Source organism: Brevibacillus gelatini, from assembly GCF_050920745.1.
Lineage (GTDB): Bacteria > Bacillota > Bacilli > Brevibacillales > Brevibacillaceae > Brevibacillus > Brevibacillus gelatini.
Genome location: NZ_CP154342.1, coordinates 1,348,550 through 1,361,709, shown reverse-complemented (window position 1 = coordinate 1,361,709; position 13,160 = coordinate 1,348,550). Strand labels below are relative to the sequence as shown.

Genomic DNA, 13,160 nt, shown 5'->3' with positions numbered 1-13,160 from the left:
GAAGTACACCCATTATGTATCAGTTTTCACTGGGAGCCGCCTGGGTATTCCCGTCTTTTGCCGAAGGTTGACAAAACAGGTGAATCCGCCTATATTTAAATGCGTTAAATATTTTTCATCCGAAATTTTATGCAACTACGCTGCAAGGAGCTGAAATCAGCATGTCTTCTCCTTCCACCGAATCCATTGACCGCCTGCAAGAAGCTTTTCGCACTATTATGCGCACCCTGGGACCGCAAATGGCAGAGCCGGTTCCCGGATTGACAGGCGCGCAATTTTACATTCTCTATCAGTTGGAACAACGGCAAAGATGTACCGTCGGAGAATTGGCCGATTCCATGATGGTCAAGCCGAGTGCGATTACCGCGATGATCGATCGGCTGGACAAGCACGGCTACGTCAGCCGGGATCGCAATGAGGAAGACCGCCGCGTCGTCCACATTAGCCTGTTGGAACCCGGGAAAAAAATTTTGGCCCAGGCGAAGCAGGCACGGCTGGAAACACTTCGGCAATTGTTTTCCCATCTCAGCGAAGAAGAGTGTGAGCAGTTCGTGCACCTGTTTGAAAAACTGGCAGCCGCCGCTGTCGCTGACGCAAGAAAAAAAGACGTGCATTCCGGATAACCGGTGCACGCCTTTTTCTTTTTCCAACCGATTAGGAGAAGAAGAACTTCTTCACGGCATGTTTGGTTGTTTCTTTGTTCATATGCGCAATCGAGGTAGTGAGCGGGATGCCTTTTGGACAAGCTTGCACGCAGTTTTGCGAGTTACCGCAATCACCGATACCGCCGTCTCCCATCAAGGCTTCCAGACGCTCATGTTTGTTCATTTGACCAGTTGGATGCTGGTTGAACAGGCGAACCTGCGAGATGGCAAACGGTCCAATGAACTCGGACTTCGCGTTCACGTTCGGGCAAGCCTCCAGGCAAACCCCGCACGTCATGCATTTGGACAGTTCGTACGCCCATTGGCGTTCCACTTCCGGCATGCGCGGACCTGGTCCCAGATCATGCGTACCGTCGATTGGAATCCATGCTTTTACCCGTTTCAGCGCATCGAACATGCGGCTGCGGTCAATCGACAGGTCGCGCTGTACAGGGAACGTGCTCATTGGCTCCAGGCGAATTGGCTGCTCCAGTTTGTCAATCAGTGCGGAGCAAGCCTGGCGTGGTTTTCCGTTGATGACCATCGAGCAAGCGCCACATACTTCTTCCAAGCAGTTCGATTCCCAGTTGACCGGAGAGGTTTTTTGGCCTTGCGCGTTGATTGGATTTCGTTGGATCTCCATCAGCGCACCAATCACGTTCATGCCAGGACGGTACGGGATTTTGAACTCTTCCTTGTATGGAGTGCTGTCAGGGCTGTCTTGGCGAGTAATAATCAGGTGAATCAATTTTTCTGCCATGTCCGTTTCCTCCTCTCTTACTTCTTCTTGTCAGATGTATAGTCGCGTTTCCGTGGCGGGATCAACGAAACATCGATGTCTTCGTAGTAGATTTCTGGCGCCGTTGTTTCCGGATTGAACTTCGCCATCGTTGTCTTCATGAAGTTCTCGTCATCACGCTCTGGGAATTCCGGCTTGTAGTGAGCGCCGCGGCTCTCGTTCCGCATGAGCGCACCGATTGTAATCGCACGGGAGAGAACGAGCATGTTCCACAGATGACGGGTGAAGGAAGCTCCGGAGTTGCTCCATTTGCTCGTATCGTTGATGTTGATTTTTTTGTAGCGCTCCATCAACTCTTGAATTTTCTCATCTGTTTTTTGCAGACGGTCGTTGTAACGAACTACCGTTACGTTATCGGTCATCCACTCACCCAGCTCCTTGTGGATCAGGTAAGCATTTTCCGTTCCGTCCATTTTCAGGATGTTGTCGTATTTCGCCTGCTCTTTGCTGGTGTAGCTGTCAAAGAGAGTGGAAGACAGGTCATCCGAAGATTGGTTCAAACCGTTGATGTACTCGATCGCTTTTGGACCGGCAACCATACCGCCGTAGATCGCGGACAACAGGGAGTTTGCACCCAAACGGTTTGCGCCGTGCTGGGAGTAATCGCACTCACCCGCTGCGAACAGACCAGGGATGTTGGTCATTTGGTTGTAGTCTACCCACATTCCGCCCATGGAGTAGTGAACGGCAGGGAAAATCTTCATCGGTACTTTGCGCGGGTCGTCCCCTACGAATTTTTCGTAAATCTCGATAATACCGCCCAGTTTTACATCCAGCTCTTTTGGATCTTTGTGGGACAGGTCGAGGTATACCATGTTTTCGCCGTTGATACCCAGTTTCATGTCTACGCAGACAGAGAAGATTTCGCGAGTCGCAATGTCACGCGGTACCAGGTTTCCGTAGGCAGGATATTTTTCCTCCAGGAAATACCAAGGCTTACCGTCTTTGTACGTCCATACACGACCGCCCTCACCGCGCGCGGATTCAGACATCAGGCGCAGCTTGTCGTCGCCAGGAATCGCAGTCGGGTGAATCTGGATCATCTCACCGTTGGCGTAGATTACGCCTTGCTGGTAAGCGGCAGACGCTGCTGTACCTGTGTTGATGATCGAGTTGGTCGATTTACCGAAGATGATACCAGGGCCGCCTGTTGCCAAAATAACGGCATCTGCGCGGAACGATTGAATTTCACCGGAACGCAGGTTTTGCGCGGTAATCCCGCGACAGGTTCCTTTTTCGTCCAGAACGGCTCCGAGGAAATCCCAGTATTCGTACTTGGTTACAAGACCCTCTGCTTCATAGCGGCGTACTTGCTCGTCCAGCGCGTACAGCAGCTGTTGTCCGGTTGTTGCGCCTGCAAACGCAGTACGGTGGTGTTTGGTACCACCAAAACGGCGGAAGTCAAGCAGACCTTCTGGTGTACGGTTGAACATGACGCCCATCCGGTCCAGCATATAGATGATTCCAGGTGCTGCATCGCACATTGCTTTTACAGGTGGCTGGTTAGCCAAGAAGTCTCCACCGTAAACTGTATCGTCGAAGTGCTCCCATGTGGAGTCGCCTTCCCCTTTGGTATTTACCGCACCGTTGATACCGCCCTGTGCACATACAGAGTGGGAACGTTTTACCGGAACCAGGGAGAACAACTGAACGGGAACGCCTTTTTCTGCAGCTTTGATAGTAGCCATCAAGCCGGCCAATCCACCACCGACAATGATAAGTTTACCTTTTGCCATGATTTAGTCCCCCTATCCCTACAGAATGAAAGCCGACATCGCACGCAATCCGATGAAGGTTACAACCACGAAGACGACCATAGTTAAATATGTTGCAACTCGTTGGGAACGCGGTCCAACCGTAATTCCCCAGTGAACCAAAAAAGACCATAGTCCGTTGGAGAAGTGGAAAACCGTGCTGATAATCCCGATTGTGTAGAATACGATCATTGCTGGACTGCTGAAAATGTTTGCCATCATGTCGAAGTCAACAGATGCACCCAATGCCTTCTGAATGCGAGTTTCCCATACGTGCCAGACAATGAAAATAAGGGTAATGATACCTGTTACCCGTTGCCACAGAAACATGTGGTTTCTGAAGTAACCGAAGTTCCCTACGTTGTGCTTCGCTTGGAACGCGATGTACAGACCGTAAACAGCGTGAAACAGGATCGGGATGTAGATGAAAACGAATTCAACTACCAGCAGAAGCGGAACGTTTTCAATCAGACCAACTGTCTGGTTGAATGCTTCGGCTCCACGGGTCGCCTGGTAGTTGGCTGTCAAGTGGAACAGCAGGAAGAGCCCGATCGGAAACAAACCAAGAAGTGAGTGCAGCTTGTGACTGAGAAAGCTATGGCCTTTCGCCATACAATGGTCCCCCTTTCAGTGTATATAGCGCTCATGATAGATCTTTCCCCCATATCCTAACCCATTGCCTGACTCGTTAGACATGCAAAAAAGCCTCTGGACCTCTCACGCCTAACCTAGTCAGAATGTGTCAAAATACGGAAAAAAGATGGGCAAAACTTTGACCAAATCAATTGTACTCTTGTCTACAGAGAGCGTCAAGACAATCAGTAGACTAAATACATTGATAGAATAACTGTGTTTAGTTACACTATTTTTTCTCGCAATCTTCTCTCAATCGGTCATGAAGAAAGCCTCCCTCTCATAATCTGGTACAGACAGGAGGGAAGCATGATGAAAGATACCGATCAGCTGGCAGCCCTGTTGCCGCCCCAAACGATTCCGGTAACCGAACGTATGCACATGCCCTATCTCGGCTACCATCTGCTCCGCGAAACATTGACGAATACGCTGCTCGGAGAGAGCGAAAGCCCGATTTTGTACTGGCTGGGAAAAGACATCGGCCGGAAAATTCCGATCCAGTCTTCCACCGGCCCGATTCTGCCGTTTATCCGCCTTGGGCTGGGACAGCTCGATCTTCTGGAAGAGTCGGAAGAAGAAATCGTGTACAAGCTCTCACACACCATCCATGCCTATCAGACGCCCGAGCGGCTCAGCCGCACCTTGTCCCTGGAAGCCGGAATCATTGCCGGCAGCATTGAGCGATGGAAGGGCAAGGACACGTCCTCACAGCTGGAGATCGAAAGCTTGTCCCGCATTCTCATCAAGGTGTGGACGCAAAAGTAAACGCGATGCCCCCTCGGGTTCGGGATGCCCCTCTGCTTCTGACGCCCCTTGAAATACTTGCGTTAAAAAGATGCCCCCTCTGCCAGTGGGCGAGGGAGCATTCGCTTCTTACAGGCCGTGCACGACTGCTGTCTGTTCCACGTCAAGCCCGTATGCCGTATGCAGGCTGCGGACGGCAAGCTCGGTTTGCCCGGCAGGAATGACGCAGGACACTTTGATGTCGGACGTTGAAACCATTTTAATGGAAATTTCTTGTTCAGCCAAAACGCGGAACATTTCTGCGGCGACACCCGGATTGTTCACCATGCCGGAGCCGACGATAGACACTTTGGTCAGGTTTTGCTCGAAGTCGACTTTGTCGAAGCCCAGCTCTGCTTTGTTGTTTTCCAGCGTATCCAGTGCCTTTTTCAAGTCATCTCCCGCGACTGTAAACGAAATATTCGTGACAGCGGCTTCGTAGGAGCTTTGAATGATGATGTCGACGTTCACCTGGTTGTCTGCGAGTGTGTTGAACAGGCGGGAAAGAGTCCCCACCTTTGCCGGCATCCCGACAACCGTAACTTTGGCGACATCCTCGTCATGCGCGACTCCACTTACTACTCTTCCTGTTTCCATGTTGGCAACCTCCTCAACGTACGTACCCTCTTCAGCAGTAAAGCTGGAGCGGACCACCAGCCGTACCTTGTATTTTTTCGCAGCCTCTACCGAACGCGGATGCAGGACGCCTGCGCCGAGATTGGCAAGCTCCAGCATTTCGTCATACGAGATCGTATCCAGCTTGCTTGCTTTCGGCACCACCCGCGGGTCTGCCGTATAAACGCCGGAAACGTCTGTAAAAATCTCGCATTTGTCGGCATTCAGGCTGGCTGCCAGCGTAACCGCCGATGTATCCGATCCACCGCGGCCGAGCGTCGTAATTTCTCCTTCGTCGCTAAGACCCTGAAAACCTGCCACGATCACGACGCGGCCTCGCGCAAGCTCTGCCTGAATGCGCTTTGGATCGATTTGTTTGATCCGCGCCCGGCCGTGAATGGCTTCCGTCGTCACTCCGGCTTGCCAGCCAGTCAAAGAGATGGCATCGTAGCCTTTGGAATGCAAGGCCATCGCGAGCAGAGCGATCGATACCTGCTCCCCCGTGGTCAGCAGCATATCCAGCTCACGCTCGGAAGGGTAGGCGCTGATCTGTTTGGCCATATCTACCAGAACGTCCGTAGATTTGCCCATCGCAGACACGACGACTACCATGTCATGCCCTTCCTCTTTGTAGCTGATAATTCGGTCCGCAACTCGTAAAATTCGCTCAATGGTCCCTACAGAGGTGCCTCCGTATTTTTGCACGATCAACCCCATGCGGCTTCTCTCCCTTTTCCATTTCCAATGTTTGTAGAATGTATCGTTTTTTCTCGTTTTATTAGCTTGTTTTCGCCGTTTGTTTCCGAAAAATTTTACCTGTCACTTTGCACTTTATAAGAGACTACCATCGACGCCTAGCGATCTCCCTTTAAGCGGATGGTTGTTCTTGCTGAATCGGGCTTGTTTGCTCTTGCCGTTTGATACGTTCCGATTCAGTAAAAAAAGGCACCGACAAGGAATAAGTACCTGCCGCTGCCTACTGTATCGACATACCGGTTCCTCCTTCCCAATACACGCGAACAATGCAGCACATGACAGGACAACACCTATCAACGCTCACATTGACACCGTGAGATAGCACTCCATCTGACGCCGGTTTAAGAGCCAGATGACAGTCCTGCACTTGTTCAATGCAGACCCAGCATGGAGAAGCACGGGTTTTCCTCCACACTTCGGCGAATTCCCCTTTCCCGCTCCCTTCACAGATACCCGATCTCAGGGTGGTACTCTTGGTTTTCGCGCCTCTACCTCACTTCATCAGGGAAGTGAGGCTAACTATTCTGTTTGAAAGGCATTATATCATGGGAATCCGAGCGGTTCAATTGCTTTTTTGCAAAAAAGTCATGTCTCCAGCTTGCGCAAATGGGCGATAATCTGCTTTGCCAGCTTGTCGCCGATCCCGATCTGCCGGAAATCTTCGACCGTCGCCTCGCGCATTTTTTTCAGCGAGCCAAAATGGGTAAACAACAGCTTGCGCCGCTTCTCGCCGATGCCGGGAATTTCGTCCAACTGGGAAGAGAGCATCGTCTTCGACCGGGATTGCCTGTGAAACGTAATCGCAAAACGGTGCACCTCGTCCTGAATGCGCTGCAGCAAATAAAACTCGTAGCTGTCCCGCTTCAGATTGATCGGCTCCGGCGGATCGCCGTACATCAGTTGCGCGGTTTTGTGCTTTTCGTCCTTGGCCAGGCCGCAGACCGGGATGTACAGGCCCAGCTCGTTTTCCAGCACGTCCATGGCGGCTCCGATCTGTCCTCTGCCCCCGTCGATGACGATCAGGTCGGGCATCGGCTGGTTTTCCCGCAACAGCCGCGAGTAGCGTCTGCGGATCACTTCGCGCATGGACCCGTAGTCGTCCGGCCCTTCCACTGTCTTGATTTTGAATTTGCGGTATTCCTTTTTGTCCGGTCGTCCGTCTGTAAACACCACCATCGCCGACACCGGCTCTGTCCCCTGAATGTTCGAGTTGTCAAACGCCTCGATCCGGTGAGGGACACCGATCCCCAGGATGTGCCCCAGGTTGTGCACCGCCTGAATCGTCCGCGCGTCGTCCTTGGACATCAGGGCGAACTTTTCCTGCAGGGCAATCCGCGCATTTTCACAAGCCATCTGCACCAGCTCGCGCTTTTTGCTGCGCTTGGGCGTCAACACCTTGACTCCCAGCCATTCACTGAGCAGTTCCGGCTCGCTTTCCTCCGGCAGCAAAATTTCTTTGGGCAGCGCGTTTTGCTTGTCGTAGTAAAACTGGGTGACGTACGACATGAAGTCCTCGCTCTCGCTTCCGTAGTACGGAAAGGAGGTCGTCTGGCGCTCGATCATCTTGCCCTGGCGCATGTAAAAAATTTGAATGCACATCCAGCCTTTTTCCACAGCAAAGCCGATAATGTCGCGGTCGACCGTGTCGGTGAACGTAATTTTCTGCTTTTCCATCACCGCTTCGATGCTCCTGATCTGATCGCGGTATTCCTTGGCCCGCTCAAACTCCATCGCCTCTGCGGCCTGGAGCATTTTTTCCGTCAACTGCTGCTTCATCTGCTCATGTCCGCCGTCGAGGAAGCGGCTGATCTCATCCACCAAACGCTGGTTTTCCTCAGCCGGAACCTCGTACACACAGGGGGCGAGACATTGGCCCAAATGGTAGTACAAGCATACCTGCTTGGGCATGTTGCGGCATTTTCGCAAAGGATAGAGCCGATCGAGCAGCTTTTTCACCTCGGACGCGTCGCCGGCATTCGGGTACGGACCGAAATACTTCGCCTTGTCTTTTAGCACTTTTCGGGTAATTTCCAGCCGCGGCTGCGCTTCGTTTGTAATTTTGATGTACGGATATGTTTTGTCGTCGCGAAGCATGACGTTATAGCGCGGATCGTACTTTTTAATGAGGTTGCATTCCAGAAGCAGCGCCTCGATGGCAGACGACACCACGATATACTCAAAGTCCGCGATCTCGCTGACCAAAAGCTGTGTCTTCCCGTTGTGGCTTCCCGTAAAGTACGAGCGCACGCGGTTTTTCAGCACCTTGGCCTTTCCGACGTAAATAATTTCCCCGCTTGCATTTTTCATCAGGTAGCAGCCGGGCTTTTCCGGCAGCACAGCCAGTTTGTCTTTCAACGTACGGTTCATGGCTGCTCCCTCCATTTTCTTCTCACGGCCTTCTCACCTTATCGTTTTTTCATGACAGGCTGCTCAAGGACGTACAGTTCATCCTCCAGCGCGTTCATCCGCTCCACCACAAGCTTGCGGCTGTCCTCTACGCCCTGGTTATAGAAAAACGGCCCCAGCTCTCTGGAAAAAAAGGCAATCAGCTCTTCCGTCTCCAGATTGCCCAGTTCCTCGCCGCGTTCTGACTGAAAATAACGTTGCACCTGCAACACGAGATAGTTCGTTTGCTCTCTCGTCAGTTTGCCTGGCATCCGCATCTGACTTCCTTCCTTGTTCTTCCTGTCATAGGAATGTACGTTCTACCCTTCATAGTATCACGGATCGGGCAGCAAAAAAACTGCCGCTTCGATCGGAAAGCGACAGTTTTCGTACGGTAGATCGCTATTTATGCTTGCGCCCGGTCAAACCGTCGGCATTTTAGGTATGAAAAAAAAGCGGCATCGTTCTCGCCGCTTTTTCATGCTGTCGGTTTGGCTGCTTACAGATTACAGGTGTTTGCCTACCGTTGCCATCAGAGCTTCTTTTGGCTGGAAGCCGATTACTTTATCGACTGGCTGACCATCCTTGAACACGATCAAGGTCGGGATGGACATTACGCCAAAACGACCAGCAGAATCCGGGTTGTCGTCAACGTTGACTTTGACAATTTTCAGCTTGGAACCCACTTCGCTGTCGATTTGCTCCAGAACAGGAGCGATCATTTTGCAAGGGCCGCACCAAGGAGCCCAGAAGTCAACCAGGACCGTACCGCCTTGCTCTACTTCCTGGGAAAAGTTTTGGTCAGTTGCATTTACAATCGCCATGGAAAGTTACCTCCTCGAAAAGTCAATTGCTAAAATAAGGCTCAAATGCTCCTTCAGTATATCATCCCAAAACAAAAATGACTATGGCGCCCCGCACTTTGTGCGCACTTCACGCTATAGTCTATCCAGTCGCTTCTTCCCTTATCGGTTGCTTTTTTGTTCTACTGTCCGACTTGCTTGATGCGATTGATCTCCCGCTCGTGATCGCTCACCTTTTTGTGCAGCAGGTCCAGATCGGCCTCGATCAGCTTGTCTTGCCTCTCCAAACGCTCCAGCCGGGAAATCGCGTCGTCGCGGAACTCGTACATCTCGTCCCGGAATCTGTACATTTCCGCCCTGAACTCGTACATCTCTGCCTTGAACTCGTACATCTCTGCCTTGAACTCGTACATCTCTGCCTTGAATTCCCGCAGTTCCTGCTGGACCTCTTTGACAATCCGGTTGTTTTCCCCCACCATGTGAATCAGCTGTTGCAGCAGCTCCTCACTCATGCCGCTCACCTCTCCTTGGACTTATTATAACAAGCAGAAACAGAATAACGTAAGGGCTTGAGACAAAAAAAGCGCCCCGGCGTGTGGGACGCTTTTTACTGGCGTTTGCTGCTGTTTTTTCAGCCTTACACCAAAACTTTTTTGAACTCGGCAGTAAGCAGCGGCACCACTTCGAACAGGTCGCCAACGATGCCGAAATCTGCCACCTGGAAGATCGGCGCTTCCGGGTCTTTGTTGATTGCAACGATCACCTTGGAGCTGGACATACCCGCCAAGTGCTGGATCGCTCCGGAAATGCCGCACGCAATGTACAGGTCAGGCGTGACGACTTTTCCGGTTTGCCCGATTTGCATCGAGTAGTCGCAGTAGTCGGCGTCGCACGCGCCACGAGATGCGCCAACAGCCGCACCGAGCACGTCTGCCAGCTCATACAGCGGTTTGAAGCCGTCCGCGCTCTTCACGCCGCGACCGCCGGAGATGACGACTTTCGCTTCGGACAAGTCCACTTTTCCGCTCGTCTTGCGCACGACTTCCTTGACAATGGTGCGCAAATCTTTGATGTCCAGATCAACCGGAACGACGGTCGCTGTTTTCGAAGCGTCCGGCGTACCGATGGCGATGTTGTTTGGACGGATGGTGATAAAAATTTTCCCGTCAACAAATTTGCGTTTCTGGAACGCTTTGCCCGCATAAATCGGACGAACAAACACCGGTCCCGCTTCGATACCCGTTACATCGGAAACCAAGCCAAAGCCGAGCTTCGCCGCTACGCGCGGTGCGACGTCGCGACCGATTGCCGTATGCCCCAATACGACGGCATCAGGAGAGGCAAGCTCGATCAACTGCACAAGTGCTTGTGTATAGGCGTCAGGCGTGTACTGGGCGAGTGCCTGGTGATCCGCCGTGTAAACTGTGCTTGCTCCATGCTGTGCCAATACTGGCGCATGCGCTGCCGCGTCTGCCCCGAATACTCCCGCGACGATTTCGCCACCCTCGGCCAATGCTTGTGCTGCGGCCAACGCTTCCAGCGACACGTTGCGAAGTTGTCCGTCACGTACTTCCGTGAGTACAAGTACTTTTTTCATGGATATCCTCTCCCTCTCGCTTAGATCACTTTCGCTTCATTGCGCAACAGTTGCACCAATTCCGACGCCTGGGCTGCCAAATCGCCAGTGAGAATGCGGCCCGCCTGCTTTTTCGCTGGCAAGGTCTGGTCGACAATCTCCGTTTTTGCCTTCACTGCGTCTGCAGTCAGACCCAAATCGTCTGCGCTCAGTCGCTCCAGCGGCTTTTTCTTCGCTTTCATGATGCCGGGAAGAGAAGGATAGCGCGGCTCGTTCAGCCCTTGCTGGGCAGTAATCAGCACCGGCAGGCTTGTTTCCACGACTTCGAGGTCGCCTTCCACATCGCGCTCTACGCGAACCGTGTTGCCGTCTACTTCCAGCTTCACAGCGGTAGAAACGTGGTTGATGCCCAGCTCTTCCGCGAGACGTGGACCGCCCTGGCCTGCACCGGAGTCTACCGCCATCTGTCCGCCGATGATGATGTCAAACCCGACTTTTTTCGCTACTGCAGCAAGCACTTTTGCCGTTGTGTATTCATCGCCAAACAAAGACTCGTCATCCACGAGCACAGCTTTGTCTGCACCCATTGCGAGCGCCGTGCGCAAAGCGCTTTCCGCGCGGTCCGGCCCCACGCTGACCACTGTCACTTCGCCGCCATGCTCCTCCTTGAGCTTGATTGCTTCTTCTACCGCGTACTCATCGTATGGATTGATGATGAACTCCACGCCGTCCTCGGAAATTTGCCCGTTTTGGATGACGATTTTTTCTTCTGTGTCAAACGTCTGCTTCAACACAACCAAGATATTCATCAGGATGCCTCCTCCTTAATGGTTCCTCGTACTGGTGATGCTGCAAAAAAGCGGGTTACTTGTCCGCAAACTGCGGCGCGCGCTTCTCCAAAAAGGCTGCGACGCCTTCCTTCATATCTTCTGTCGCAAACGCCTCGCCGAATTTTTTTGCTTCCTGCTCCTGTCCTTCCGCCAAGCCAAGCTGAACGGAGTTGTGGACAGATTCCAGGGCGAGTCTGAGCGTGACCGCGCTTTTTTGGGTGATGGCGTAGGCCAGCTTCTTCGCTTCCGCAAGCAACTGTTCGGCTGGATATACCGCTTCCACGAGTCCGATACGCAAAGCTTCCTCCCCGCCGATCATCTCGGAGGTGAGAATCAACTGGGTCGCTTTTCCTCTGCCAACCAGCCGCGGCAATCGCTGTGTTCCGCCGTAGCCAGGGATGAGTCCCAGATTCAGCTCCGGCAATCCCAGCTTCGCTTCCACTGCGGCAAAGCGTATATGGCAAGCCATCGCAAGCTCCAGTCCCCCACCCAGGCAAGCGCCGTTAATGGCTGCAATAATCGGCTTCGGGAATGACTCCAGGCGGTCGAACAACGCTTGACCACTTCTTGACATCGCTTCTGCTTCGGCAGGAGCCAGTTGGGTAAATTCCTTGATGTCGGCTCCCGCAATGAAAAACCGGCCTTCTCCCGTCAAGACAATCGCTTTGACTTCCGCGTTGTTTTCCAACTGGTTCAAAAGTTCACTCAATTCATCGAGCACCGCTCTACTCAGTGCGTTAGCGGGCGGGTTGCTGATCGTCACAACAGCGACGCGATCAGCGATCTCCACATTCCAGTGCGAATCCATGCCTCTCCCCCCAAACGAATCCCTATGAACAAACAGGCTATTTACACAACTGAGCGAACGCTCAGTCTTTCTGTTTCCATTGTAGCAGACGTTTTCCTACAAAAAAAGCTTTTCTTTTCATTCTTTTCCCTTCATACCGAACAGGAAGAGGTTATGAATGGAATCAACGTGAGAGACAAGGTCGTACTTGCACTGCTTCATGACCCAAGATGTCGTCACTTCATCCAGCGTGCCAAAAATCATTTTCCTCGTCATCCTGACGTCCAGGTCCGGCCGGAACACTTTTTGCTCCATTCCTTCCCGGATGACTTCTTCGATCAGGTTGAAATATTGCTTCATCACGTTGCCGATGCCTTCGCTGATGACCGGATTGGCCTGGCGCAGCTCAATCTGCGTGACTTTTGCCAAATCGTGGTCTTTGGCCAGTTGGCTCAAGTGAGCGTGCACGAGGACGTACAATTTTTGCTCGATGGATGTCGCTTCCGAAATCCGCTTGCGGTTTTCGTCCACGAACTGACCCATCTTCTCGTTGAACAACGAAATCAGGATATCATCCTTGTTTTCAAAATAGAGGTATATGGTGCCGTCTGCTACCTTCGCCTCTTTTGCAATTTTGGATACCTGGGCGCTGTAATAACCTTGTCTGGCGATGACGCGTACAGCAGCATCAATAATGGCTTGATATTTTTCCCCCGTCTTTTTTGCCATAACAACCTCCATCTTTACTCGCAATGATGATAAGACAATTTTTTAAATGAATGATTATTCATTCAT

The 13,160-nt window shown here is 52.2% G+C and carries 14 protein-coding genes and 1 riboswitch; of the genes, 2 read left to right on the top strand and 12 right to left on the bottom strand.

What is annotated here, in order from left to right; translation table 11 throughout:
- Positions 1–161 precede the first annotated feature (161 nt).
- Positions 162–623: a MarR family winged helix-turn-helix transcriptional regulator gene (locus AAFJ72_RS06835; protein ID WP_432776540.1), complete on the top strand. Its 462-nt coding sequence runs from the start codon at positions 162–164 to the stop codon at positions 621–623.
- Between the two features lie 31 nt (positions 624–654).
- Here AAFJ72_RS06835 and sdhB read toward each other — a convergent pair whose 3' ends face one another.
- From sdhB to AAFJ72_RS06820, 3 genes are read right to left on the bottom strand one after another with little or no spacing between them, the layout of a single operon-like run.
- Positions 655–1,404, bottom strand: coding sequence for a succinate dehydrogenase iron-sulfur subunit (gene sdhB / locus AAFJ72_RS06830; RefSeq protein WP_122904978.1), 750 nt, complete (start codon positions 1,402–1,404; stop codon positions 655–657).
- A gap of 17 nt (positions 1,405–1,421) precedes the next feature.
- The gene (gene sdhA / locus AAFJ72_RS06825) at positions 1,422–3,179 is read right to left on the bottom strand and encodes a succinate dehydrogenase flavoprotein subunit (RefSeq protein WP_122904977.1); all 1,758 of its coding nucleotides are present in this window, start codon (positions 3,177–3,179) and stop codon (positions 1,422–1,424) included.
- 18 nt (positions 3,180–3,197) lie between these two features.
- Positions 3,198–3,809: a succinate dehydrogenase cytochrome b558 subunit gene (locus tag AAFJ72_RS06820; protein ID WP_122904976.1), complete on the bottom strand. Its 612-nt coding sequence runs from the start codon at positions 3,807–3,809 to the stop codon at positions 3,198–3,200.
- A 330-nt stretch (positions 3,810–4,139) separates the two neighbouring features.
- Here AAFJ72_RS06820 and AAFJ72_RS06815 point away from each other — a divergent pair, with 330 nt between their 5' ends.
- Positions 4,140–4,595 (top strand): DUF2507 domain-containing protein, encoded by a 456-nt coding sequence (locus tag AAFJ72_RS06815; protein WP_432776538.1) that lies wholly within the window; start codon positions 4,140–4,142, stop codon positions 4,593–4,595.
- A gap of 108 nt (positions 4,596–4,703) precedes the next feature.
- On the opposite strand, the gene AAFJ72_RS06810 is transcribed toward AAFJ72_RS06815, so the two are convergent.
- The 9 genes from AAFJ72_RS06810 to AAFJ72_RS06770 form a co-directional block, all read right to left on the bottom strand.
- A complete protein-coding gene (locus AAFJ72_RS06810; RefSeq protein ID WP_122904974.1) occupies positions 4,704–5,945 on the bottom strand; it encodes an aspartate kinase in 1,242 nt (413 codons plus the stop codon).
- Between the two features lie 350 nt (positions 5,946–6,295).
- Positions 6,296–6,483: riboswitch (Lysine riboswitch) on the bottom strand.
- A gap of 86 nt (positions 6,484–6,569) precedes the next feature.
- Positions 6,570–8,351 (bottom strand): excinuclease ABC subunit UvrC, encoded by a 1,782-nt coding sequence (gene uvrC, locus AAFJ72_RS06805; protein WP_122904973.1) that lies wholly within the window; start codon positions 8,349–8,351, stop codon positions 6,570–6,572.
- Positions 8,352–8,389: 38 nt separating this feature from the next.
- Entirely contained in the window at positions 8,390–8,641 is a 252-nt protein-coding gene (locus AAFJ72_RS06800) for a DUF2164 domain-containing protein (protein WP_122904991.1), read from the bottom strand.
- A 234-nt stretch (positions 8,642–8,875) separates the two neighbouring features.
- Positions 8,876–9,193: a thioredoxin gene (trxA, locus tag AAFJ72_RS06795; RefSeq protein ID WP_122904972.1), complete on the bottom strand. Its 318-nt coding sequence runs from the start codon at positions 9,191–9,193 to the stop codon at positions 8,876–8,878.
- 161 nt (positions 9,194–9,354) lie between these two features.
- Complete coding sequence (locus tag AAFJ72_RS06790) at positions 9,355–9,684, bottom strand: hypothetical protein (RefSeq protein WP_432776537.1); 330 nt, start codon at positions 9,682–9,684, stop codon at positions 9,355–9,357.
- Positions 9,685–9,809: 125 nt separating this feature from the next.
- Positions 9,810–10,769 (bottom strand): electron transfer flavoprotein subunit alpha/FixB family protein, encoded by a 960-nt coding sequence (locus tag AAFJ72_RS06785; RefSeq protein WP_432776536.1) that lies wholly within the window; start codon positions 10,767–10,769, stop codon positions 9,810–9,812.
- 20 nt (positions 10,770–10,789) lie between these two features.
- A complete protein-coding gene (locus tag AAFJ72_RS06780) occupies positions 10,790–11,557 on the bottom strand; it encodes an electron transfer flavoprotein subunit beta/FixA family protein (RefSeq protein WP_122904969.1) in 768 nt (255 codons plus the stop codon).
- A gap of 55 nt (positions 11,558–11,612) precedes the next feature.
- The gene (locus AAFJ72_RS06775) at positions 11,613–12,386 is read right to left on the bottom strand and encodes an enoyl-CoA hydratase (RefSeq protein ID WP_432776535.1); all 774 of its coding nucleotides are present in this window, start codon (positions 12,384–12,386) and stop codon (positions 11,613–11,615) included.
- Between the two features lie 117 nt (positions 12,387–12,503).
- Entirely contained in the window at positions 12,504–13,094 is a 591-nt protein-coding gene (locus AAFJ72_RS06770; RefSeq protein WP_122904967.1) for a TetR/AcrR family transcriptional regulator, read from the bottom strand.
- Positions 13,095–13,160 lie beyond the last annotated feature (66 nt).

Bases quoted from the DNA above. Each gene is read 5' to 3' on its own strand.
- AAFJ72_RS06835 (WP_432776540.1), top strand. From the start codon at position 162: ATGTCTTCTCCTTCCACCGAATCCATTGACCGCCTGCAAGAAGCTTTT.
- sdhB (WP_122904978.1), bottom strand. From the start codon at position 1,404: ATGGCAGAAAAATTGATTCACCTGATTATTACTCGCCAAGACAGCCCT.
- sdhA (WP_122904977.1), bottom strand. From the start codon at position 3,179: ATGGCAAAAGGTAAACTTATCATTGTCGGTGGTGGATTGGCCGGCTTG.
- AAFJ72_RS06820 (WP_122904976.1), bottom strand. From the start codon at position 3,809: ATGGCGAAAGGCCATAGCTTTCTCAGTCACAAGCTGCACTCACTTCTT.
- AAFJ72_RS06815 (WP_432776538.1), top strand. From the start codon at position 4,140: ATGATGAAAGATACCGATCAGCTGGCAGCCCTGTTGCCGCCCCAAACG.
- AAFJ72_RS06810 (WP_122904974.1), bottom strand. From the start codon at position 5,945: ATGGGGTTGATCGTGCAAAAATACGGAGGCACCTCTGTAGGGACCATT.
- uvrC (WP_122904973.1), bottom strand. From the start codon at position 8,351: ATGAACCGTACGTTGAAAGACAAACTGGCTGTGCTGCCGGAAAAGCCC.
- AAFJ72_RS06800 (WP_122904991.1), bottom strand. From the start codon at position 8,641: ATGCCAGGCAAACTGACGAGAGAGCAAACGAACTATCTCGTGTTGCAG.
- trxA (WP_122904972.1), bottom strand. From the start codon at position 9,193: ATGGCGATTGTAAATGCAACTGACCAAAACTTTTCCCAGGAAGTAGAG.
- AAFJ72_RS06790 (WP_432776537.1), bottom strand. From the start codon at position 9,684: ATGAGTGAGGAGCTGCTGCAACAGCTGATTCACATGGTGGGGGAAAAC.
- AAFJ72_RS06785 (WP_432776536.1), bottom strand. From the start codon at position 10,769: ATGAAAAAAGTACTTGTACTCACGGAAGTACGTGACGGACAACTTCGC.
- AAFJ72_RS06780 (WP_122904969.1), bottom strand. From the start codon at position 11,557: ATGAATATCTTGGTTGTGTTGAAGCAGACGTTTGACACAGAAGAAAAA.
- AAFJ72_RS06775 (WP_432776535.1), bottom strand. From the start codon at position 12,386: ATGGATTCGCACTGGAATGTGGAGATCGCTGATCGCGTCGCTGTTGTG.
- AAFJ72_RS06770 (WP_122904967.1), bottom strand. From the start codon at position 13,094: ATGGCAAAAAAGACGGGGGAAAAATATCAAGCCATTATTGATGCTGCT.